This window comes from Bradyrhizobium centrosematis, from assembly GCF_045571495.1.
GTDB classification, from domain to species: Bacteria; Pseudomonadota; Alphaproteobacteria; order Rhizobiales; family Xanthobacteraceae; genus Bradyrhizobium; species Bradyrhizobium centrosematis.
In genome coordinates, this window is the sequence record NZ_CP120703.1 from 4,682,849 (window position 1) to 4,704,771 (window position 21,923).

Sequence of the window (21,923 nt, forward strand, 5' to 3'; positions counted from 1 at the left end):
TCCTTCTACCTCTTGCGTCCACGCACAGCGTCCGACAGCCGCTCCAGTGCGGTGTCGAGCGTCTCGTCCTTCTTGGCAAAGCAGAAGCGAACCACCGATGTCACCGGATCCTGCTCGTAGAACGCCGACACCGGGATCGCCGCCACCTTGTAGTCTTTCACGATCCGCCAGCAGAACTCGGTGTCGCTCTCGTTGAGCCCGAGCGGCGAGAGGTCGACGGTGAGGAAGTAGGTTCCCTGCGACTTCAGCACGGGAAAGCCGAGGCTCTCCAGCCCCTTGGTCAGCCGGTCCCTGCTCCGCGTCAAATCCTTGCGCATCGACAGGAAGTAGTCGTCGGATTTGCCGAGACCGTAGGCGACGGCGGCCTGCAGGTTCGGCGCGGTGGTGAAGGTCAGGAATTGATGCACCTTGGCGGCGACGCGCAAGAGCTGTGGCGCGGCGCAGACGAAACCGATCTTCCAGCCTGTCAGCGAGAAGATCTTGCCGGCCGAGCCGACCTTGATGGTGCGCTCGCGCATGCCGGGGATGGTGATCAGTGGGATGTGCTTGTGCTCGTCGAAGGTGACGTGCTCCCAGACCTCGTCGCAGATCGCGATGACGTCGAACTCCTGGCAGTAGCGCGCAAGCAACTCGAGGTCCTCGCGCGGATACACCACCGCCGACGGATTCAGGGGATTATTGAACAGCACCGCCTTGGTCTTTGAATTGAACACGCTTTTCAGCATGTCCTCATTCAGCCGCCAATGCGGCGGCTCGAGGCGGACCAGGCGCGGAATGCCGCCGGCCTGGCGGATGATCGGCAGATAGGAATCGTAAACCGGCTGGAAGCAGACCACTTCGTCGCCGGGCTGGACCACGGCGAGGATTGCCGAGGTCAGTGCCTCGGTGCCGCCGGAGGTCACCATCACCTCGCTCATGGGATCGAGCTTGAGGCCGTGCCAGTGGCCGTAATGGGTCGCGATCGCCTGGCGCAGCTCCGGCACGCCCATCATCGAGGGGTACTGGTTGTAGCCGTTCAGCGACGCCTCGGCCGCGGCGCGGCGGATGTCCTCCGGGCCGGGATCGTCGGGAAAGCCCTGGCCGAGATTGATGGCATTGTTGTCGCGCGCGGCCTGCGACATCGCCTCGAAGATGGTGACGGGAAGGTCGGCGAAGACCTTGTTCAGCGAAGAGCTCTTGGTCATTGGCCGGGTCAGCCACCGACCTTGCTGGGAAGACCTGCCGCCTTCCAGCCGAGCATGCCGCCGGCCAGATGCTTGTCGTAAGGCAGGCCCGCCGCCTGCGCCGCAAGCGAGGCCGTCACCGAGCGCTTGCCCGAGCGGCAGGCGAACACGACCTGCTTGCCCTGGGGATCGGGGATTGCCTTGGGATCGAAGGTCGAGAGCGGCACCACGACGCCGTAAGGATAGGCCTCGGCCTGCACCTCGTTCGGCTCGCGAACATCGACCAGCAGATAGCGCCCTTCCGCGACACCTTTGGAGACCTCGTCCGGGGTCAGATCCTGTACCTGGTTTGCCACATCATCCTCCAACGTCGCAGGGCCGTATGCCGGGGCGTCCCGGCCGGCGGCAACCTCGCCTCTCGGGCGACGAAAATCAAGCGCTACAATGGCTTGAGCCGCGCGGCGCAAGTTAAAGCTAAATCGCAGCGCCTTGAAGTGCGGCTTTCAGGGCAAAGCCGGGCATGACAGCGGGGGAGCTAGATCGCCACCTGGGTGCCGACTTCGACGACGCGGCCAGAGGGAATCTGGAAATAATCCGTGGCGTCGTTGGCGGAGCGGCTGAGCGAGATGAACAGCCGGTCCTGCCAGCGCGGCATGCCCGAATGGGCGGCTGGCTTGAGCGCCCTCCGCGACAGGAAGAACGAGGTCGACATGATGTCGAACTGCCAGCCGAGCTTGCGGGCGATCGCCAGCGCCTTCGGCACGTTGGGCGATTCCATGAAGCCGAACTTCAGCGTCACCTTGGAGAAGGTCGGTGAGATCTGCTCCAGCCGTACTCGCTCGGCGGGGTCGATCCGCGGCGTCTGCGCCGTCTCGATGGTGAGAATGACGTTCTTCTCGTGCAGCACCTTGTAGTGTTTCAGACTATGCATCAGCGCGGTCGGCGCGCTGAGCGGGTCTGAGGTCAGGAACACCGCGGTACCGGGCACGCGTTGTGGCGGGCGCTTCTCCAGCATCGCCACGAGATCGGCAAGCGGGAACTCGAGCTTGCGCGACTTCTCGAACAGCAGCCGGCTGCCGCGCCGCCACGTGTACATCAGGATGATCATGACCGCGCCGAGCGCCAGCGGCACCCAGCCGCCCTCGAACACCTTGAGCAGGTTGGCGGTCAGGAAGGTCAGATCGAGGAACAGGAACGGCGCAATCAGCGCGCCGGCAGCCAGCGCCGACCACCGCCAGCCCTTCCAGATCACGACAAAGCCCATCATCGCGGTGACCACCATGGTGCCCGTGACGGAGATGCCGTAGGCCGAGGCCAGCGCACTGGAGGAGCGGAACAGCAGCACCAGCAGCACCACCGAGACCAGCAGCAACTGGTTGATGCGCGGGATGAAGATCTGGCCGGAATGGGCTTCCGACGTATGGCGAATTTCGAAGCGCGGCAGCAGCCCGAGCTGGATCGCCTGCCGCGTCAGCGAATAGGCACCGGTGATCACCGCCTGGCTGGCGATGACGGTCGCCATGGTCGCCAGCACGACCATGCTGCCGCGAACAAAGCCCTGCGGGAAGAGCTGGAAGAACGGGCTGACGATCGCGCCGGGGTCGCCGAGCACGAGTGCACCCTGCCCCAGGTAGTTCAGCGCGAGCGACGGCAGCACGATGACCAGCCAGGCGGTCTGGATCGGCCGCTTGCCGAAATGGCCGAGGTCGGCATAGAGCGCCTCGGCGCCGGTGACCGCCAGGAACACCGCGCCCAGCGTCACGAAGCCGATGATGCCGTGGTGGAGCATGAAGGACACCGCGTAGAGCGGGTTCAGCGCGGATAGCACCTGCGGCTGCTGGAGGATCGGATGGATCGCCGCTGCCGCAAGGACCGCAAACCAGACGCACATGATCGGGCCGAAGAAGGCCGCGACGCGGGCGGTTCCCCGCGACTGCACCGCGAACAGGCAGACCAGGATCACCACGGTCAGCGGCACGATGTAAGGCTCGAAGGTCAAGGTGACGTCCTTCATGCCCTCGATCGCCGACAGCACCGAGAGCGCCGGCGTGATCACGGCGTCGCCATAGAACAGTGCGCCGGAAATGATGCCGAGCAGCACGATGGTCGCGCCGCCGGTGCCGACCGCGCGCTGGGCCAGCGCCATCAATGCAAGCGTGCCGCCCTCGCCATTATTGTCGGCGCGGAGCAGGATCACGACGTATTTGAGCGTCACCACGATGATCAGCGCCCACAGGATCAACGAGAGCACGCCGAGCACTGCTGCCGGCGTCGGCACCCCCTCGACGCTCGAGGCGGCCATCACCGCCTCGCGGAACGCGTAGAGCGGACTGGTGCCGATATCGCCATAGACCACGCCGATGCTGCCGAGCGTCAGCGCGCCGAAACCGGCGGTGGTGTGGGCCTCGCCATGCCCATTGGCCGCCGCCGTTGCCGGGGCGGGAGCTGCTACGTCGCTTGTCATGGGAGAGCCTGGTGGCCTCTAAAATGCTTCACTGCACAACGGCGGAAGAGCGCGCGGCTTATAGTCCTGCGCTGCCGGCATAGCCTAGGCCGATTCCGGGCCCTGACCATGCAAATTTGCATGGGTTTGCCAGTTGCGCTTCAAATAGTGACCTGGGTTCCAACTTCAACCACCCGTCCGGTGGGAATTTGGAAATAGTCGGTGGCATCGTTGGCGGACCGGCTGAGCGCAATGAAAAGATGGTCCTGCCACAGCGGCATGCCGGACTGCGCCGATGCCTTCAGCGACCGTCGCGACACGAAGAACGACGTCGACATGATGTCGAACTGCCAGCCCTGCTTGCGCGCGATCGCGAGCGCCTTGGGTACGTTCGGCTGCTCCATGAATCCGAAGCGCAGACGGACCTTGGAGAACTTGTCGCTGACCTTCTCCATGCGGAACCGCTCCGCGAGATCGACCCGCGGCGTCTGCGCGGTCTCGATGGTCAGGATCACGTTGTGCTCATGCAGCACCTTGTTGTGCTTGAGATTATGCAGCAGCGCGGTCGGCACGAATGCGGGATCGCTGGTCAGAAACACCGCGGTGCCCTTGACGACGTGCGGAGGCCGCTTCTCGAGGCTGCGGATCAAATCGTCCAGCGGCACCTCGATCCGGCGCGTCTTCTGGATCAGGATCCCCGAGCCCTTGCGCCAGGTCCAGATCGTTCCCGCCATGGCCACGCCGAACAGCAGCGGCACCCAGGCGCCCTCGAACAACTTCAGGAGATTGGCGCTGAAGAAGCTCAAGTCGACGACGACGAAGGGTATGATCACAGCGGCAGCGGCGGCAGCGCGCCAGTTCCACAATTTCCAGATCACGACGAAGCCCATGATGCCGTCGGCGACCATGGTGGTGGAAACTGCGATGCCGTAGGCCGAGGCCAGATTGCTGGGGGTGTGGAAGAGCAGCACCAGCAGCATCACGCCGATCAGCAGCAGCCGGTTCACCCGCGGCAGATAGATCTGGCCGGCATGGGCCTCGGAGGTATAGCGGACCTCGAAGCGCGGCAGCAGGCCGAGCTGCACCGCCTGATAGACCAGCGAATAGGCACCTGTGATCACCGCCTGGCTCGCGATCACGGTCGCGGCGGTCGCAAGCCCGACCAACGGCAGCACGAGGCGCTCAGGGACCATGCGGTAGAACGAGTGCTCGATCGCGCTGGGGTCGGACAGCACCAGCGCGCCCTGCCCGAAATAGTTGATCAGCAGCGCCGGCAGCACGAAGAACATCCAGGCCGACTGGATCGGCTTGCGCCCGAAATGGCCAAGATCGGCGTAGAGCGCCTCGCCCCCCGTCACCGCCAGGAACACGGCGCCGAGCGTCACGAGGCCGACCGTGCCATGCGACAGCACGAACTGCACCGCGTAATAGGGATTGATTGCCGCCAGCACGGAGGGGTCATCGACGATGTGGACCGCGCCCATCACCGCGATGACGGTGAACCAGACCACCATCACCGGCCCGAAGGCCGAGGCGACCAGCGCGGTCCCCTTGCTCTGGACCGCGAACAGCAGCGCGAGGATGAGGACTGTGAGCGGCACGACGTAGTGCTCGAACGCGGGGGTTGCGAGCTTCAGGCCTTCGACCGCCGATAGCACCGAGATCGCCGGCGTGATCATGGAGTCGCCGATGAACATGGAGGCACCGATCACGCCGAGGGCAAGCAGGAACCAGCTTCGCCGCCCGAGCGCGCGCTGGCCGAGCGCCATCAGCGAGAGCGTGCCGCCCTCCCCGTTATTGTCGGCGCGCAGCAGCAGCAGAACGTATTTGGCGGTGACGACGATCAAGAGCGCCCACAGGATCAGCGAGAGCACGCCGAGCACGATGACCCGCGAGACCGGCTCGCCATGGGCCGCGCCCCTGACGGCCTCGTGGAATGCGTAGAGCGGCGAGGTGCCGATATCGCCGAAGACGACGCCGATGCTCCCGAGCGTAAGGGCCCAAAAACCTGATTTGACCGGCCCTTCGTGGGTCTCGGCCTGTGTGATGCTCGCCGTCATGAATTTGGAAAACGCTTCGTCCCTGGAATTGATCCGGCGCCTTTTGACGCTTCCCGTGCGCCTGTCAATCGGCGCACCACACCATAGCAGGCGCCGAGCCTGATGCTGTGACGCCGCAGCCACGCTCATCGCCAGCGCGACGACATGCCTCAGGTAGGATGGTAGCGCAAGAGGCCCTCTTGTCCGGCCATGATCTCGCCGGAAAAACGGCGCCCACGTTGCGCCAATGCGCCGCCTCGGGCCCGGATCTTGCTCACGGCTTCAGATTCGGCGGCAGCGGCGGATCTTCGCGCATCAGGGTGATGGTCACCCGCCGGTTGGCCGCGAGCGAAGGATCGTCCGGAAACAGCGGCTGGGTGTCCGCCTTGCCGGACACGGCGAAGATGTGCGACGGCGGCAGGCCCTCGCGTTCGAGGATCTGGCGCACGGCATTGGCGCGGTCGGCCGACAGATCGAAGGCGCCGTAGTCGCTGCGGTTCGGCACGAAGCCGGCCGCGGTGTGGCCGGCGATGGAGACGCGCAGCGGCGTCGCCTTGAGCGGGATTGCGAGCTTCTCGACCAGGCGACGGGTGCGGTCATAGGGCACCTTGGAGCCGTCGGCGAACATCGAGCGGCCGTCCTGGTCGACGATCTCCAGGTTGAGACCCTGCTTGGTCTCCTCGAACATGATGTGCTTGGACATCTCGGTCAGCTCCGGCATGTCCTGCAGCGCCTGGCGCAGCGAGGCTGCGGCGAGCGCGAAATTGCGGTCGACCTTGATCTTCGCACCGGACGTCTTGTCGCGGTCTTCCTGGTCCGGGGTCGGGGTGTTGGAGGCGTCCTCGGGCTGGATGTGATCAACGTTCTTCAGCCGCGGGCGTGTCGGCAGGCCGTCGGACTCGACGATGCCGGCATAGCGCGCCTCGCTCTGCACGCCGAAGGCGTCGCGCATCGAGCCGGCGACGATCTTCAGCTTGTTGGCGTCCTGCGTCGAGAACGCCACGAGCATGACGAAGAAGCTCATCATCAGGCCCATGAGGTCGGCGAAGGTCACGAACCAGCCGTGACCGCCACCATGCGCATCGCCGCGTTTCTTCTTGGCCATGGCTGAAAATCCCGGCGGGCGGGCTTACGCCGGCACCGGCTCGCCCTCGGCGTGACGATGCTTCTCCGGCAGGTAGGCCAGCAGCATTTCGCGCACGAGCGTCGGGCTCTTGGAATCGCGGATCATGAGGATGCCGTCGATGATCAGGGTGCGGTTGGTCTCCTCGTCGAGCAGCTTGCCGTGCAGCTTGTCGGCGATCGGCAGACAGAACAGGTTCGCGACCAGCGCGCCGTAGAGCGTCGCGAGCAGCGCGGTCGCCATGAACGGGCCGAGCTTGGAGGGGTCGGTCATGTTGGCGAACATCTGCACCATGCCGATCAGGGTGCCGATCATGCCGAAGGCCGGGGCGCAGTCGCCGATGGCGCGGTAGATCTTGCTGCCCTCGTCGAGGTGCATCAGGAAGTTGTCGCGGTCGCGCTCGAGATTGTCGCGGATGAAATCGAGGTCGTAACCGTCGGCGACGTAGCGGATGCCCTTGGCGAGGAACGGCTCGTCGGTCTCGACCTTTTCGAGGCCGACCGGGCCCTGCTTGCGGGCGATCTCGGCGATGCGGGCGAGTTCGTCGACGAGGTCGTGCGCCGACAGCCGGCTCATGGTGAAGGCGAACTTGGCGCCGAGCGGCAGGCCATGCAGGAGCGCCGAGAGCGGAAAGCGGATCATGGTAGCGGAGATCGAGCCGCCGAAAATGATGATCATCGCATGTTCGGAGATGAACATGTGGAGATCGCCACCCATGAGAATCATCGCCGTGATGACGATGATGCCGGCCGTGAGCCCAACGCCCGTCATGATGTCCATGGGATACTCCAACGCGTACGCCACAACGGCCGTCCTGGCCGCTGGCGCGGCCCAACCCCGAACCGCATCGGAAACCCTAGAGCGCCGCCCTTAAAGCCGCGTAAAGGTTAAGTTGAGGCGGCGCGCCGGACCGGCGCAACGCGGTCGGAGGATGCCGGCCTTGCCGCTTGCCGACACGAATCTCAACGCTTTGCTAACCATGACTGCGGCCCCGCGCCACATCCGCGACGGGCGACGATGCAGTATCATCCCATGGGCTGCGACATGCTCGATCGCGGGAGCGATTTGCAATGTTGACGCTGTTCAGTCTTCTCACGGCGTTGCCGGCGGTGCTGGCGCTTCATCTGCTCGAGCCGGAGCTCGTCCTGCCGGTGTTCAGCGCCGTGCTGTTTGTCGAAGCCGCCTTCGCCGTCATGGCCGCGCGATTGATTCACAACACCGGCAGCGCGGACGAGATCACCCTGTGGGATCTTGCAGGCGGCTTCACCTTGATCGGATGCGCCGCCGCAATGTTCGGAGAACCGGATCAGGCTGCCCTGTTCCTGACCGAACAAGGCAGCTCGCGACCGGCCTCATCGCCGTAAGCCTTAGTGAATCTCCGCCGAGCGCTTCAGCGCGGCCTTCAGCTTCTCGAGCGAGAAGTCGGGACTGCGGGCGATCTCCAGGATCGGCGTCTCGCGCCGGCCGCAGAGCTCGGCAGCCTCGGGCAGCTTGGCGGCGACATCGAGCGGGATCACGATGGCGCCGTGCCGGTCGGCGTGGATCAGGTCGTCCGATCTCACGGTCATGCCGGCGACGCGAACCTCCCCGCCAAAGCTTTCCGCGTGCACCCAGGCGTGCGAGGGGCCGATCGAGCCGGCGAGCGCCTGGAAGCCGGGCGCCCATTGCGGGATGTCGCGGATCGAGCCGTCGGTGATGACGCCGAGACAGCCGAGCGCCTTGTGCACATTGCTCTGCACCTCGCCCCAGAACGCGCCGTAGCCGACGTCGGGGCCGTCGATGTCCTGGATCACTGAAATGCGCGGGCCATGGCCGGTGCCGACATATTCGTAATATTCGATGCGGCGCTTCGACTGCTCCTCGGCCGGAAGCGAGGACTTCAGCACCGAGCGGATCGCAACCGTGCGGGCATAGCCGACGATCGGCGGCAGGTCGGGGAACGGGCAGACCAATTGCTTGGTGGTGTAGCCGATCAGCCGGCGCTCGGGCGCCACGATCTCCATGGCATTGCAGATCGTCGGCGTATCGTAGCGGCCCAGCGCTTCGAGGACGGCAGCGGGCAGCGGCCCGGTCGCGGAATTGGTCACGGCGTTCTCTCCCAGATTGGCGGCGGTTGATTGCGCGATGCCGCCGGCATCAGGGCGATATAGCCGAGATCGGGTCTCGACCCAACTCAGCGCGCCATCATGGCAGATATCCGCGCGTCGCCGCTCAGTGCAGCCGCTCGGGCCGGTCGTCCTGGGGCGGCTCCGACAAATTCGCCAGCGTCGGCGCCGAGGGCGTTGCCGACACCTCACCTCCCGCGGGCGCGGCGGCCTCCATCGCGCGTGCCTGGTCGCGGTAGGATTTGTAGCCGAGCGGCAAAGCGAGAAGATACAGCGCCGTGCCGATCGACAGCACGTGCCAGGGATAGGCGATCAGCAGCGCGATGAAGACGATCACCGCGACGAAGGCGGGCAGCACCAGCTCCGGCGGCACGCGCATGCGCTTGGTCTTACCGGAGAACACCGGCAGGCGCGACACCATCAGGAAGGCGATCAGAAGCGTGTAGGCCGCCGTCACCGCCGCAGGCGTGCGGCCAAGCTCGAGGAAGGCAACATAGATCGGCAGCAGCACGGTGATCGCGCCGGCCGGCGCCGGCACACCGGTGAAGAAATTGGCCGCGAAGGCCGGCTTGTTCGGATCGTCCATCGTGGCATTGAAGCGGGCCAGGCGCAGGCCGCCTGAAATCGCGAACACCATGGCCGCGATCCAGCCGGCATTGCCGAGCTCGTGCAGCTGCCAGAAATACAGCATCAGGCCGGGTGCCACGCCGAAATTGACGAAATCGGCAAGGCTGTCGAGCTCGGCGCCGAACTTGGACTGCCCCTTGATCATGCGCGCGATGCGCCCGTCGATACCGTCGAGCGCAGCCGCGAACACGATGGCATAAACGGCGAGCGAGATCCGCCCTTCGATCGAAAGGCGGATCGAGGTCAGGCCGGCGCAGATCGCCAGCAACGTGATGACGTTGGGCACCAGCATCCGCACCGGTATCGGGCGGAACCGCCGGCGGCGCGTATCGGGGTATTTGAAGTCATAGGGCGTCATGGCTGTCCTCACCTCAAGGCGAGATATAGCAAGCCGCATCCCCCTCCGCCATTGCGGCGGAAGGCCCCTCGGGCCGACTTTCGTTAACTGGCGCGGTAGGCGCGGCTCGGGTCGTCGCCGGCGAGGTCCGCCAGGATGGTCTCGCCGGCGATGGCGATCTGCCCTTCCGAGACCAGCGCCTTGGTGCCGAGCGGCAGATAGACGTCGAGCCGCGAGCCGAAGCGGATCAGGCCGAAGCGCTCGCCGGCGCCGATCGCCTGGCCTTCCCTGACGAAGCAGACGATCCGCTTGGCGACGAGGCCCGCGATCTGGATCACGCCGATGCGCGCCGTCGGCGTCGAGATGACCAGCGAGTTGCGCTCATTGTCCTCGCTCGCCTTGTCGAGCTCGGCATTGATGAAGAGGCCGGGCCGGTAGGCGATGCGGTCCACCCGACCCGCGATCGGACTGCGGTTCACGTGGCAGTTGAACACGCTCATGAACACCGAGATGCGCGGTAACGGCCGGTCGCCGAGACCGAGCTCGGCCGGCGGCAGCGCCATGGTGATCATCGAAACGCGGCCATCGGCCGGCGACACCACCAGCCCCTCGCGCACCGGCGTCACGCGCACGGGATCGCGGAAAAACAGCGCGCACCATACCGTCAGGATCGTGCCGATCCAGCCCAAAGGCGACCACAGCCAGAACAGGATCAGGCTCGCCAGCGCAAAGCCGCCGATGAAGGGATAGCCCTCCTTGTGGATCGGCGGGATCTGACGCTGGATCGAATCGAGAATGGACATCGCTATCTGCCGCTCGGGGTTAATGGCACGGGTCGTCGCGCGGGCCTGTTTAGGCCAGAGTTGGGACCGGAGACAAGGTCACTCCGCCGCCGCAGGCGCGGTCAGGGCATCGTTGACCGGCGGCGGCTCCCGGTTGGGCATCTCGCTGGTATCGGCCATCTTGGCCAGCTTCTCCCGCGCCGCCTCGGCCTCGCGCTGCCTGTTCCACATGCTGGCATAAAGGCCGCCATGGGCGAGCAGCTTGGCGTGAGTCCCCCGCTCGGCGATGCGCCCCTGATCCAGCACGATGATCTCGTCGGCCCCGACGATGGTCGAAAGCCGGTGCGCGATCACCAGCGAGGTGCGGTTCTTCGCCACGCGGTCGAGCGCGCCCTGAATCTCGTGCTCGGTATGGGTATCGAGCGCCGAGGTCGCCTCGTCCAGCACCAGGATCGGCGGCGCCTTCAGCACGGTGCGCGCGATCGCAACGCGCTGCTTCTCGCCGCCGGACAGTTTGAGTCCGCGCTCGCCGACTTGGGTCTCGTAACCCTTGGGCGCCATGCGGATGAAATGATCAATCTGTGCGAGGCTCGCTGCCTCTTCGACTTCCGCATCGCTGGCGTCCCAGCGGCCGTAGCGGATGTTGTAGCGGATCGTGTCGTTGAACAGCACGGTGTCCTGCGGCACCATGCCGATGGCCGCGCGAAGGGAATCCTGCGTCACCGCGCGGATGTCCTGGCCGTCGATCAGGATCTTGCCTCCCGAAACGTCATAGAGGCGGAACAGCAGGCGCGAAATGGTCGACTTGCCTGCGCCGGACGGGCCGACGATGGCGACCGTCTTGCCGGCCGGCACCTCGAAGCTGATGCCCTTGAGGATCGGGCGCGTCGGCTCATAGGCAAAGCGCACGTCCTCAAAGCGCACGGTGCCGGAGGAAATGACCAGCGGCTTGGCATCGGGCGCGTCCTTGATCTCGGCCTCGCGGCCCAGCACATTGAACATCTTCTCGATGTCGATGATCGCCTGCTTGATCTCGCGATAGACCATGCCCATGAAGTTCAGGGGCTGGTAGAGCTGGATCATCATGGCGTTGACCAGCACGAAATCGCCGACCGTGTTGGTGCCGTTGCGCACGCCGATGGCGCACATCAACATGGTCGCGGTCAGGCCTAGCGTGAAAATCACGGCCTGTCCGGTGTTGAGCACCGCGAGCGAGGTGTAAGTCTGAATGCTCGCTTCCTCGTAGCGCGCGACCGATTTGTCGTAGCGCTGCGCCTCCCGCGCCTCGGCGCCGAAATATTTCACGGTCTCGTAATTGAGCAGCGAGTCGATCGCCTTGGTGTTCGCCTCGGTGTCGGAATCGTTCATCTTGCGGCGAATGCCGATCCGCCATTCGGTCGCGATGTAGGTGTAGTACATGTAGACCGCGACCGTGATCAGGGTCGCGACCACGTAGCGCCAGTCGAACTGCCAGAGCAGCACGGCCATCAGCAGCGAGACCTCGACGATGGTCGGGATCAGCTGCAGGATCACCATGCGGACGATGACCTCGATGCCCGAACGGCCACGCTCGAGCACCCGCGTCAGCCCGCCGGTCTTGCGCTCCAGATGAAAGCGCAACGACAGCTCGTGCATGTGGATGAAGGTGATGGTGGCGAGCTTGCGCACCGCGTGCATGGCGACGCGCGCGAAGATGCCGTCGCGCCATTGCGTCAGCAGCGCCATCAGGATGCGCATCACGCCGTAGCTCGCGGTCAGCATGAGCGGCGAGGCGATCACCCAGAGCTGCCAATTGTCGGCCGCGAGCGGCGCCGAGTTGGCGCCCGTCAGCGCGTCCGTCGCCCATTTGAAGCTGAAGGGTACCGCGAGCGTGATCAGCTTGGCGGCGAGCAGCAGCACCAGCGACCATACCACCCGCATCTTCAGGTCGAAGCGGTCGCCCGGCCAGATATAGGGCCACAGATGCGCGAGCGTGCCCATCAGCGTGGCCCGCTCCGGCGGGCCGCCGGCAGCGTTGGGAACGTCGGCGCCGTCGAACGATTGAGGTTGGTCCATCAAGAAGCCTGAAAGCCCGCCGGATGCGAGCGCCACTGCGATTTAGGATTTTCGCTTGTCATATAGAGCCTTCCCGACCTCAGCGCACCCCGCCAGATGGCGAATCTTCGATTGTTTATCGCCATTTACCGGTAAATTTCCGCAAGTATCGAATCACCGATTGGGCTTGACGCCTCCTCGCTGCAATGCATCATGGCACCAATGAGCACGATCAAAACCGTCTGTGTCTATTGCGGCTCCGGCCCAGGAACAAATCCCAATTTCATCGAAGCGGCGAAAGCCCTCGGCAAGGCGCTGGCGGAGAGCAAGATCCGCCTCGTCTATGGCGGCGGCTCGCTCGGACTGATGGGGGCGGTGGCAACCTCCGTGCTGGATCACGGCGGCACCGTCACCGGCATCATCCCCGACTTTCTCCGGATGCGCGAGAACGCGCTGACGCGCGTGCAGGAGATGGTCGTCACGCCCGACATGCACGAGCGCAAGCGGCTGATGTTCGAGCGCTCCGACGCCTTCGTCGCCCTGCCCGGCGGGCTCGGCACGCTCGAGGAGCTGGTCGAACAGCTGACCTGGCAGCAGCTCGGCCGTCACGCCAAGCCGGTGCTGCTCGCCAACATCGACAATTTCTGGGAGCCGCTGTTCTCTCTGGTAGCCCACATGCGCCAAACGGAGTTCATCCGCGCCGGTCTTTCCGTCGATATCCTGAAGGCGGACAAGGTCGAGGAGATCATCCCACGACTGCGCGCCGCGGCTGCACAGATTCCCGACAGCCAGCGCGATCTCGCCCCTGAAGTGGCGCGCAAGCTGTAGCGCCTAAGAAGCGGGATGAGATTTGATTGTATGGATGTGCGCTCAGGGCTCGATTACCTCTCCCGTAGGGAGAGGTCGGAGCGCATCGAAGATGCGATCCGGGCGAGGGGATCTGGTCTCGCTGAGTGCCGCAGCCCCTCACCCGGATTGCTGCGCAATCCGACCTCTCCCCGTCGGGGAGAGGTGAATCACCAAGAGTCCCGCCGAACCTAATTTCATCACGCTTTAATCTGCCGGAAACGTCACTGCCTCGATACGGTTGCCGTCGGGATCGGTGACGAAAGCCGCATAATAGCGCACGCGGTCGTGCGGACGGATGCCGGGCGCGCCGTCGGAAGCGCCGCCAGCGGACAGCGCGGCGGCGTGAAACGCATCGACCTCGTCCGTCGTCCTCGCCCGCAGGCAGATATGCACGCCGCTCTCCGCCGGCACACGCGGCATGGCCTCGCGCAGATTGATCCAGAACTCGGGATAGGCCTTGCCGAAGCCCACCGTCCGGGGACGTGTGACAAGGCGCGTGAGGCCGAGGGCTGCGAGCGTGGCCTCGTAGAATCTTGCGGCGCGCTCGAGATCGCTGACGCCGACGGAAATGTGGTCGATCATGTGCCGTGCTCCCTCCCCTCGTCATTGCGAGCGAAGCGAAGCAATCCAGAGTCTTTCCGCCGAGGCAGTCTGGATTGCTTCGCTTCGCTCGCAATGACGGCGCTTGTGGTGTCGCCGTTCCCTACGTCATCAACTCACGCCGGCGCCCCCGCCTTCACCAGCTTGTAGATCACCGAATCCATCAGGGCCTGGAACGAGGCGTCGATGATGTTCGGGGAGACACCGACCGTGGTCCAGCTGTCGCCGTTCTCGTCCTCGCTCTCGATCAGCACGCGCGTGACCGCGCCGGTACCGCCATTGAGGATACGCACCCGGTAATCGATCAGCTTCAAGCCCTCGATGTATTTCTGGTACTTGCCGAGGTCCTTGCGCATGGCGACGTCGAGCGCGTTGACGGGACCGTTGCCTTCGGCTGCTGAGATCAGGTGCTCGCCGGCAACATCGACCTTGACCACCGCGAGCGCCACGGTGACGCGCTCGCCGAGCGCGTTGTAGCGCTGCTCGACATTGACGTCGAACTGCTCGACTTCGAAATAATGCGGCACCTTGCCGAGGGTGCGGCGCGCCAGAAGCTCGAAGGAGGCGTTGGCGGACTCATAGGCGTAGCCGGCAGCCTCACGCTCCTTCAACTCCTCGACGAGGCGCGTCAGCTTTGGATCGCTCTTCTCATAGGGAATGCCGGCTCGGTCGAGCTCGGCGATGACGTTGGAACGTCCGGCCTGGTCCGAAACCAGGACCTTGCGGTGATTGCCGACCGACTCCGGCAGCACGTGCTCGTAGGTCTGCGGGTCCTTCAGCACCGCGGACGCGTGGATGCCCGTCTTGGTGACGAAGGCACTCTCGCCGACGTAAGGAGCGTGCCGGTTCGGCACGCGATTGAGCATGTCGTCGAGCGTGCGCGACACCTTGACCAGCGTTGCCAGCTTCTCCGCCGTCACGCTGATCTCGAAGGCGTCCGCAAACTCCTTCTTCAATTTCAGCGTCGGGATCAGCGAGCACAGATTGGCGTTGCCGCAGCGCTCGCCGAGGCCGTTCAGCGTGCCCTGGATCTGCCGCGCGCCGGCACGCACCGCGGCGAGCGAATTGGCCACCGCCTGCTCGGTGTCGTTATGGGCGTGGATGCCGACATGATCGCCGGGGATGTGTTTCGTCACTTCGGTGACGATGGCCTCGACCTCGTTCGGCATGGTGCCGCCATTGGTGTCGCACAGCACCACCCAGCGCGCGCCGGCATCGAAGGCAGCTTTCGCGCAAGCGAGCGCAAAACTCGAATCTTCCTTGTAGCCGTCGAAGAAATGCTCACAGTCCAGCATGACCTCGCGACCGGCGGCCTTCGCGGCCGCGACGCTGTCGCGGATAGAGGCGAGGTTTTCCTCCTTCGTCGTCTCCAGCGCGACGCGCACCTGATAGGCCGAGGACTTTGCCACGAAGCAGATCGCATCCGCTTTCGCCTCCAACAATCCGACCACGCCGGGATCGTTCGAGACCGAGCGGCCGGCCCGGCGCGTCATGCCGAAGGCCGTGAAGCGCGCATGGGCGAGCTTGGGCTTAGCGCCGAAGAACTCGGTATCGAGCGGGTTGGCGCCGGGATAGCCGCCTTCGACATAGTCGATGCCGAGATCATCTAACATCGCGGCGATGACCTGCTTGTCGGCCAGCGTGAAATCGACGCCGTTGGTCTGCGCGCCGTCGCGCAGCGTGGTGTCGAACAGATAAAGGCGCTCTTTCCTTGCCGAATTCATCGCGAGCGTCCGTTCTTGTTACCTCCCCCCTTGTGGGGGAGGTCGGCGTCACACAGTGACGCCGGGAGGGGGGTGCTACACGGGCGGTCTGAGCGCGGGGCTACCCCCCTCCCCAACCCTCCCCCACAAGGGGGGAGGGAGCGGAGAGAGGATCGCGTGAGGCCAAGGTGCTCCTTGCTCATTGCGCCGCTCCGAGCGTCTTCTTCATGGTGGTGTTGGCGAGCCATTCGTCGTTGATGGTGACGCTGTTGCGCTGCTGGGCGATGTAGCCGCGCTTGGCGAAGAAGCCCTGCGCGTTGTCGCTGGCATCGACCGACAGGCTCGTCGCGCCGCGGCCGCCGGCGAGTTTCTCTAGCGCGTCGACCAGCATGGTCGCGATGCCCTGCCCGGCCACGGCCGGATGCACATAGAGCATGCGGATGTGGTCGGTGCCGCGCAGCGAGGCGAAGCCCACGGGCGAGCCCTCCAGCGTTGCAATCAGCGTCAAGTCGGCCGCGAGCCGCTTGCCGAACTCCTCGCCTTCCGCCACCTCCATCCAGGCCTGCTGCTGCGCTTCGCTATAATCGTCGCCGGTCAGCTCCTCGATGCTGGCGGCGAAGATCGCGGCGAGCACCGGCACATCCGCCGGCAGGAAGGGCCTAAGTGCGGGCTTTGGCAAACTCTGTCCCATCGTCCTCACCACATCCCATAGAGCTTGAGCACCAGCGCCACGGCTCCCGCCAGCAGCCCGATCTTCAGCGCGATGTAATAGAGCCAGTGCCGCGGGAAAGGCGTGTCGGGTCGTTTCATCGCGCGACCTCCCAGGTGGTTCCTTCCTTGGAGTCCTTGATCGCAACGCCCATCGCGGCGAGCAGATCACGGATGCGGTCGGACTCGCCAAAGTCCTTCCGCGCACGCGCAGCTGTCCGCTCGGCGATCAGGCGCTCGACCTCCTTGGCATCGACCCCGCTCGCCTGCTGCTTGCGCCCTTCCCACTGCGCAGCGCTCTCGGACAGGAAGCCGAGCAGCCGCAATGAGCCCGCCAGGGCACTCGCGTCGCCGCCGCGCAGGCCATGCAACGCCGCGATCGCCAGCGGCGTGTTAAGATCGTCGTACAGCGGATCGACCACAGACGCGGCCGGTTTGCCGGGCGCGACGTCGGCCGCAACCCGATACCAGTCATCGAGCGTCTTGGCGCTCTCCTCCAGCGACTTCATGGTCCAGTCGATCGGCGAACGGTAATGCGTCTTCAGCATGTTGAGGCGCAGCACCTCACCCGGCCAATCCCTGAGCAGCTCGTGAATGGTGATGAAGTTGCCGAGGCTCTTCGACATCTTCTCGCTCTCCACCTGCAGGAAGCCGTTGTGCATCCAATAATTCGCCATCCGCTCGCGGTGGAACGCGCAGCAGGTCTGCGCGACCTCGTTCTCGTGGTGCGGAAACACCAGATCGATGCCGCCGCCATGGATGTCGAAATGTTCGCCGAGATGCTTCCAGGCCATCGCCGAGCACTCGATGTGCCAGCCCGGACGCCCCTCGGCCGTGATGCCGGCCGGCGACGGCCATGACGGCTCGCCAGGCTTGGACGGCTTCCACAGCACGAAGTCGGTCGCATCACGCTTGTAGGGCGCCACATCGACACGCGCGCCCGCGATCATCTCGTCGAGCGAGCGCTTGGACAGCGCGCCGTAGCGCGGCAGCGCGGAATTGGCCGCGTTCATCGCCTGCGGAGAGAACAGCACGTGATCCTCGGCGACATAGGCAAAGCCGCCTTTGATCAGGCGCTCGATGATCTCGCGCATCTCGCCGATATGCTCGGTCGCGCGCGGCTCGACGCTCGGCCGCAAGCAGCCCAGCGCATCGACATCGGCGTGAAACTGCTTGCCGGTCTGTTCGGTAACCTTCCGGATCGCCTCGTTCAGCGGCAGGCCGGGAAAATCGCGCGCGGCACGGTCGTTGATCTTGTCATCGACGTCGGTGATGTTGCGGACATATTTGACATGCGCCTCGCCGTAGGTGTGGCGCAGCAAGCGAAACAGCACGTCGAACACGATCACCGGCCGCGCATTGCCGATATGGGCATAGTCGTAGACCGTCGGTCCGCAGACATACATGCGGACGTTGTTCGCATCGAGCGGCACAAAGGTGCGCTTTTCCCTGCTCAACGTATCGTAAAGGCGCAATTCCATGACAACCCATCCCTCTCGGCCGGGCGTCCAAGGCTCTCAATGTGTTTGAGAAAAGACGGCTCCAGCCAGCGAATCGCTAGCTCGTAATCTCGCGGCAAATGGCGCAAATGGCGAGGAGACCGTTCATGCGGAACATATGGGCTATAAGGCGCCCCTGCGTCAAGAGAGCCACGAAAACGCCGTCTTGCCCCGGACATGGCGCGCGTCATGACGGTTCATGATGCCCTAACCATTTGAGCCCATTCTGGAACCGGCAGTTCCCCTTTTTGCCTGGTGCCTTTTCATGCGATTGTTGCCCGCGCTCATTTTCGGCGCCTTCATCTTTGCGGCATCCAGCGCTTTCGCCGAGAGCCGTGTCTTCATTATCGCCGACCAAGCGGGCGGCTACGACATCCAACAGTGCCTGGTCAAAGGTGACAAATGCGGCGCTTCGGCCGCGCGTACCTATTGCCGGTCACGCGATTTTGCCCAGGCATCGAGCTACCGGCGGGCCGATCCCGACGAAATTACCGGCTCTGTCCCCAAATCCGGCACAAATTGCTCCCATGGCCATTGCGACGAATATGTCGCAATCACCTGCCAGCGCTGAATTTGCTCGGAGCTGGCGTAGCTTAGGCCGGTCCTTGGCCCCCGAAACGACGTGACGATGCCGCAGGAAGCGGCTATTGGGAGGGCGCTTCGGCCCACCAAGGTCACGTGGAAAGTCACATCGGGCCGTGACCTCGCTAGAATGGCGGATATGCCTGAATTCCTGTCTCTCTCCCCTGCTCGCCTTCGCCTTGCCTGCACCGTGCTCTTGAGCACGGCCGTGCTCGCCACCGGCGCTTTCGCTCAGGCTGGTCCGCCCGGCCCGCCGCCTCAGCCCGGCCAAAATGGCCTCGGGCCGAATCCGATGTGCGTGCGGCTGGAGGGCCAGCTCGCCGCGCTGGACCGCGGCGGCGGTGGTGATCCCGCGCGCGAGGAGCAGATCCGCCGCTACCAGGATTCCCAGACCCGTCAGCAGGCCGAGCTCGACCGCGTCACCATGCAGGCCAAGCGCATGGGCTGCGATTCCTCCGGCTTCTTCTCGCTGTTCAACGGCCAGTCGGCCCAATGCGGCCCGGTCAACACCCAGATCCAGCAGATGCGCGCCAATCTGGACCAGATCACCGGCAATCTCGAGCGTCTGCGCGGCGGCGGCTCCAGCCCGGAGCGCGACAGCCAGCGCCGCTCGGTGCTGATGGCGCTGGCGCAGAACAATTGCGGTCCGCAATATGCCAACGCCGCGCAATCGCAAGGCGGCAATTTCCTGAGCAATCTGTTCGGCGGCAACAACACAGGCAATCCGCAGGGCGCGCCGCCGCCGTCGGATCTCGCGCCGCAATCCGGCACCTATCGCACCGTATGCGTGCGCACCTGCGACGGCGCCTATTTCCCGATTTCATTTGCCACGGTGCCGGCGCGCTTCCCCGACGACGAGAAGACCTGCAAGGCGCTGTGCCCGGCCGCGGAGGCCGTGCTCTACACCCATCGCAATCCCGGCGAAGACATGAACTCGGCGGTCTCGATCAGCGGACAGCCCTACACGGCGCTGCCGACCGCGTTCAAATTCCGCAGCGAGTTCAACCCGTCCTGCTCCTGCAAGGCCGCAGGCCAGACCTGGGCGGACGCGCTGAAATCCGCCGACGACAAGGCGAGCGTCGAGCAGCAGGGCGACATCATCGTCACCGAGGAAAGCGCCAGGAAGATGCAGCAGCAGCGGCTCAACAAGGGCGCGCCTGCGAACGCCAAGAAGGGCGTGAGCCCCGCACCGACGACCGCGACCGCACCGGCCGCGGCACCGCCGGCAGACACAGCCCCGCCTGCCAGCTCCGAGAACAAGCCGATCCGCTCGGTTGGCCCGACCTTCCTGCCGCAGCAGCAGAAGTAAGGTAACGCGCCAGCTCCAATCTCAACTGTCATGCCCCGCGGAGGCGGGGCATCCAGTACTCCGCGGCGGTCATTTGGTTTCACAATGTCCGCCGCGGAGTGCTGGATCATCCGCCTTCGCGGATGATGACAGCGTCTTATGTGGCAAGAGCGTTCGTACAACCGGCCGAGCTGGCTTCTCACCCCTCGAATGCGTCGATCGACGCCTTGCTGCCGCGCGACACCAGCGCCTCGTCGGGCGCGGGCTGCTTCTCGCCCTTGTCGCGAAAGCGGTTGGTGATGGGATAGCGGCGGTCGCGGCCGAAAATCCTGGGCGTCACCTTCACGCCGGGCGCGGCCTGGCGGCGCTTGTATTCGGCGACGTTGAGCAGATGGTCGATGCGGATGACGGTCTCGCGGTCGAAGCCGGCGGCGATGATCTGCTCGAGCGGCTGCTCGCGCTCGACCAGACGCTCCAGGATGGCATCGAGCACGTCGTAGGGCGGCAATGAATCCTGGTCGGTCTGGTTCTCGCGCAGCTCCGCCGTCGGCGGACGCGTGATGATATCGGACGGGATCACCTCGCCCGCGGGCCCGAGCGCGCCATCCGGCTTCCAGCCGTTACGCAGGCTCGCCAAGCGAAACACCTGCGTCTTGTAGATGTCCTTGATCGGGTTGAAGCCGCCGTTCATGTCGCCATAGAGCGTGGCGTAGCCAACCGACATCTCGGACTTGTTGCCCGTCGTCACCACCATCAGCCCGGTCTTGTTGGAGATCGCCATCAAGAGCGTGCCGCGAGTGCGGGCCTGGAGATTCTCCTCGGTGATGTCAGGCGGCAGATTCTTGAACAGGCCCGACAGGATGGTCTCGAACCCGTTCACGGCTTCCGCGATCGGCAAGACCTCGTAGCGGATGCCGAGATGGCCGGCGAGCTCGCCGGCGTCCGCGATCGAGTGTGCGGCGGTGTAGCGATAGGGCAGCATGACGCCATGCACCTGGTCGGCGCCGAGCGCATCGACCGCGATGGCTGCGCACAGCGCGGAATCGATGCCGCCGGAGATGCCGAGCAGCGCGCCGGGAAAGCCGTTCTTGCCGACATAGTCGCGCAAGCCCAGCACGCAGGCGGCGTAGTCGGCCTTGTCGCCCTCCGGCTGCTCTGCAATCGGCCCCGCGCAGCGCCAATCGTCGCCATTGCGGGTGAAGCGCAGCGTGACGGTGCTTTCTTCAAATGCCGGCAATTGCGCTGCGAGCGAGAGATCGCCGTTAAGGGCGAAGGACGCGCCGTCGAACACCAGCTCGTCCTGGCCGCCGATCTGGTTGAGATAGACCAGCGGCAGCCCGCTCTCGGTGACGCGAGCCACCGCGACCGACAGGCGCACGTCGTTCTTGTCGCGGGCGTATGGCGAGCCGTTCGGGACCAGGATGATCTCGGCGCCGGTCTCGGCCAGCGTCTCGACCACGTTCTCGTAGTCCTCGGACTCCTCCAGCCAGATGTCCTCGCAGATCGGCACGCCGATGCGCACGCCGCGCACGGTCACCGGGCCTGCGGCAGGGCCGCGCGCAAACAGCCGCTTCTCGTCGAACACGCCGTAATTCGGCAGATTGCATTTGAACCGCAAGCTCGCGATGCGGCCGCCGTCGAGCAGCGCGCAGGCATTGTAGAGCCGGCCGTCCTCGACCCAGGGCGTGCCGACCAGCATCGCCGGCCCGCCATCGGCCGTCTCGCGCGCCAGGGCTTCGATCGCGGCGCGGCAGGCCGCCTGGAAGGCCGGCTTCTGTACGAGGTCTTCCGGCGGGTAACCGGCGATGAACAATTCCGGAAACAACACGAGATCGGCGCCGTCGGACTTTGCCTGCGCCCGCGCCGCACGCGCTCGAGCGGCATTGCCCTCCACGTCGCCCACGGTGGGATTGAGCTGGGCGAGCGTGACCGCGAATGTGTCGAGACGTTCGGTCATGCGCCGTCCGCTTTCACCTCTCCCGGAGGGAGAGGTCGAATTGCATCGGAGATGCAATTCGGGTGAGGGGTTACGACCTCTCGT

General features: G+C 65.1%; 19 protein-coding genes. 4 read left to right on the forward strand and 15 right to left on the reverse strand.

The features are described 5' to 3' along the window. Positions 1–5 precede the first annotated feature (5 nt). The 6 genes from P6U31_RS22590 to P6U31_RS22615 all read right to left on the reverse strand — a co-directional run bounded on the left by P6U31_RS22590 (position 6) and on the right by P6U31_RS22615 (position 7,548). The gene (locus P6U31_RS22590) at positions 6–1,184 is read right to left on the reverse strand and encodes an aminotransferase (protein WP_407183959.1); all 1,179 of its coding nucleotides are present in this window, start codon (positions 1,182–1,184) and stop codon (positions 6–8) included. An 8-nt stretch (positions 1,185–1,192) separates the two neighbouring features. Next, complete coding sequence (locus P6U31_RS22595) at positions 1,193–1,519, reverse strand: rhodanese-like domain-containing protein (protein ID WP_128925005.1); 327 nt, start codon at positions 1,517–1,519, stop codon at positions 1,193–1,195. A gap of 179 nt (positions 1,520–1,698) precedes the next feature. Then, on the reverse strand, positions 1,699–3,627 hold the full coding sequence (locus P6U31_RS22600) for a potassium transporter Kup (protein WP_407183961.1): 1,929 nt from the start codon (positions 3,625–3,627) through the stop codon (positions 1,699–1,701). Between the two features lie 140 nt (positions 3,628–3,767). Next, positions 3,768–5,666, reverse strand: a complete 1,899-nt coding sequence (locus P6U31_RS22605) for a potassium transporter Kup (protein ID WP_407183963.1) — start codon at positions 5,664–5,666, stop codon at positions 3,768–3,770. A 253-nt stretch (positions 5,667–5,919) separates the two neighbouring features. Further along, positions 5,920–6,750 carry a flagellar motor protein MotB gene (locus P6U31_RS22610; RefSeq protein ID WP_063195488.1) on the reverse strand — a complete coding sequence of 277 codons (831 nt, stop codon included), beginning with the start codon at positions 6,748–6,750 and terminating at the stop codon, positions 5,920–5,922. Between the two features lie 24 nt (positions 6,751–6,774). Further along, positions 6,775–7,548, reverse strand: a complete 774-nt coding sequence (locus P6U31_RS22615; RefSeq protein ID WP_080138159.1) for a motility protein A — start codon at positions 7,546–7,548, stop codon at positions 6,775–6,777. A 290-nt stretch (positions 7,549–7,838) separates the two neighbouring features. Between P6U31_RS22615 and P6U31_RS22620 the strand changes: the two genes are divergently transcribed. Continuing rightward, entirely contained in the window at positions 7,839–8,132 is a 294-nt protein-coding gene (locus P6U31_RS22620; protein ID WP_407183964.1) for a hypothetical protein, read from the forward strand. A gap of 3 nt (positions 8,133–8,135) precedes the next feature. On the opposite strand, the gene P6U31_RS22625 is transcribed toward P6U31_RS22620, so the two are convergent. From P6U31_RS22625 to P6U31_RS22640, 4 genes are all read right to left on the reverse strand, one after another. After that, positions 8,136–8,855 (reverse strand): RraA family protein, encoded by a 720-nt coding sequence (locus tag P6U31_RS22625; RefSeq protein WP_407183965.1) that lies wholly within the window; start codon positions 8,853–8,855, stop codon positions 8,136–8,138. 124 nt (positions 8,856–8,979) lie between these two features. Further along, complete coding sequence (locus P6U31_RS22630; RefSeq protein ID WP_407183966.1) at positions 8,980–9,858, reverse strand: CDP-alcohol phosphatidyltransferase family protein; 879 nt, start codon at positions 9,856–9,858, stop codon at positions 8,980–8,982. An 83-nt stretch (positions 9,859–9,941) separates the two neighbouring features. Beyond that, positions 9,942–10,640, reverse strand: a complete 699-nt coding sequence (locus tag P6U31_RS22635) for a phosphatidylserine decarboxylase (protein ID WP_407183967.1) — start codon at positions 10,638–10,640, stop codon at positions 9,942–9,944. 78 nt (positions 10,641–10,718) lie between these two features. Beyond that, positions 10,719–12,674 carry an ABCB family ABC transporter ATP-binding protein/permease gene (locus P6U31_RS22640; protein ID WP_407183968.1) on the reverse strand — a complete coding sequence of 652 codons (1,956 nt, stop codon included), beginning with the start codon at positions 12,672–12,674 and terminating at the stop codon, positions 10,719–10,721. Between the two features lie 201 nt (positions 12,675–12,875). On the opposite strand from P6U31_RS22640, the gene P6U31_RS22645 reads away from it, so the two are divergent. Beyond that, the gene (locus P6U31_RS22645; RefSeq protein WP_407183970.1) at positions 12,876–13,481 is read left to right on the forward strand and encodes a TIGR00730 family Rossman fold protein; all 606 of its coding nucleotides are present in this window, start codon (positions 12,876–12,878) and stop codon (positions 13,479–13,481) included. A gap of 225 nt (positions 13,482–13,706) precedes the next feature. Here P6U31_RS22645 and P6U31_RS22650 read toward each other — a convergent pair whose 3' ends face one another. The 4 genes from P6U31_RS22650 to cysS form a co-directional block, all read right to left on the reverse strand. After that, the gene (locus P6U31_RS22650; RefSeq protein WP_407183971.1) at positions 13,707–14,084 is read right to left on the reverse strand and encodes a VOC family protein; all 378 of its coding nucleotides are present in this window, start codon (positions 14,082–14,084) and stop codon (positions 13,707–13,709) included. A 134-nt stretch (positions 14,085–14,218) separates the two neighbouring features. Continuing rightward, entirely contained in the window at positions 14,219–15,826 is a 1,608-nt protein-coding gene (cimA, locus tag P6U31_RS22655) for a citramalate synthase (RefSeq protein WP_407183972.1), read from the reverse strand. Between the two features lie 178 nt (positions 15,827–16,004). Beyond that, positions 16,005–16,496, reverse strand: coding sequence for a GNAT family N-acetyltransferase (locus tag P6U31_RS22660; RefSeq protein ID WP_407183973.1), 492 nt, complete (start codon positions 16,494–16,496; stop codon positions 16,005–16,007). 115 nt (positions 16,497–16,611) lie between these two features. Further along, a complete protein-coding gene (gene cysS, locus P6U31_RS22665; RefSeq protein ID WP_407183975.1) occupies positions 16,612–17,994 on the reverse strand; it encodes a cysteine--tRNA ligase in 1,383 nt (460 codons plus the stop codon). Between the two features lie 283 nt (positions 17,995–18,277). Here cysS and P6U31_RS22670 point away from each other — a divergent pair, with 283 nt between their 5' ends. Continuing rightward, entirely contained in the window at positions 18,278–18,583 is a 306-nt protein-coding gene (locus P6U31_RS22670) for a hypothetical protein (RefSeq protein ID WP_407183976.1), read from the forward strand. Between the two features lie 141 nt (positions 18,584–18,724). Continuing rightward, positions 18,725–19,903 (forward strand): DUF2865 domain-containing protein, encoded by a 1,179-nt coding sequence (locus P6U31_RS22675; protein WP_407183977.1) that lies wholly within the window; start codon positions 18,725–18,727, stop codon positions 19,901–19,903. A gap of 178 nt (positions 19,904–20,081) precedes the next feature. Here P6U31_RS22675 and P6U31_RS22680 read toward each other — a convergent pair whose 3' ends face one another. After that, complete coding sequence (locus P6U31_RS22680) at positions 20,082–21,839, reverse strand: NAD+ synthase (protein WP_407183978.1); 1,758 nt, start codon at positions 21,837–21,839, stop codon at positions 20,082–20,084. Between the last annotated feature and the right edge of the window lie 84 nt (positions 21,840–21,923).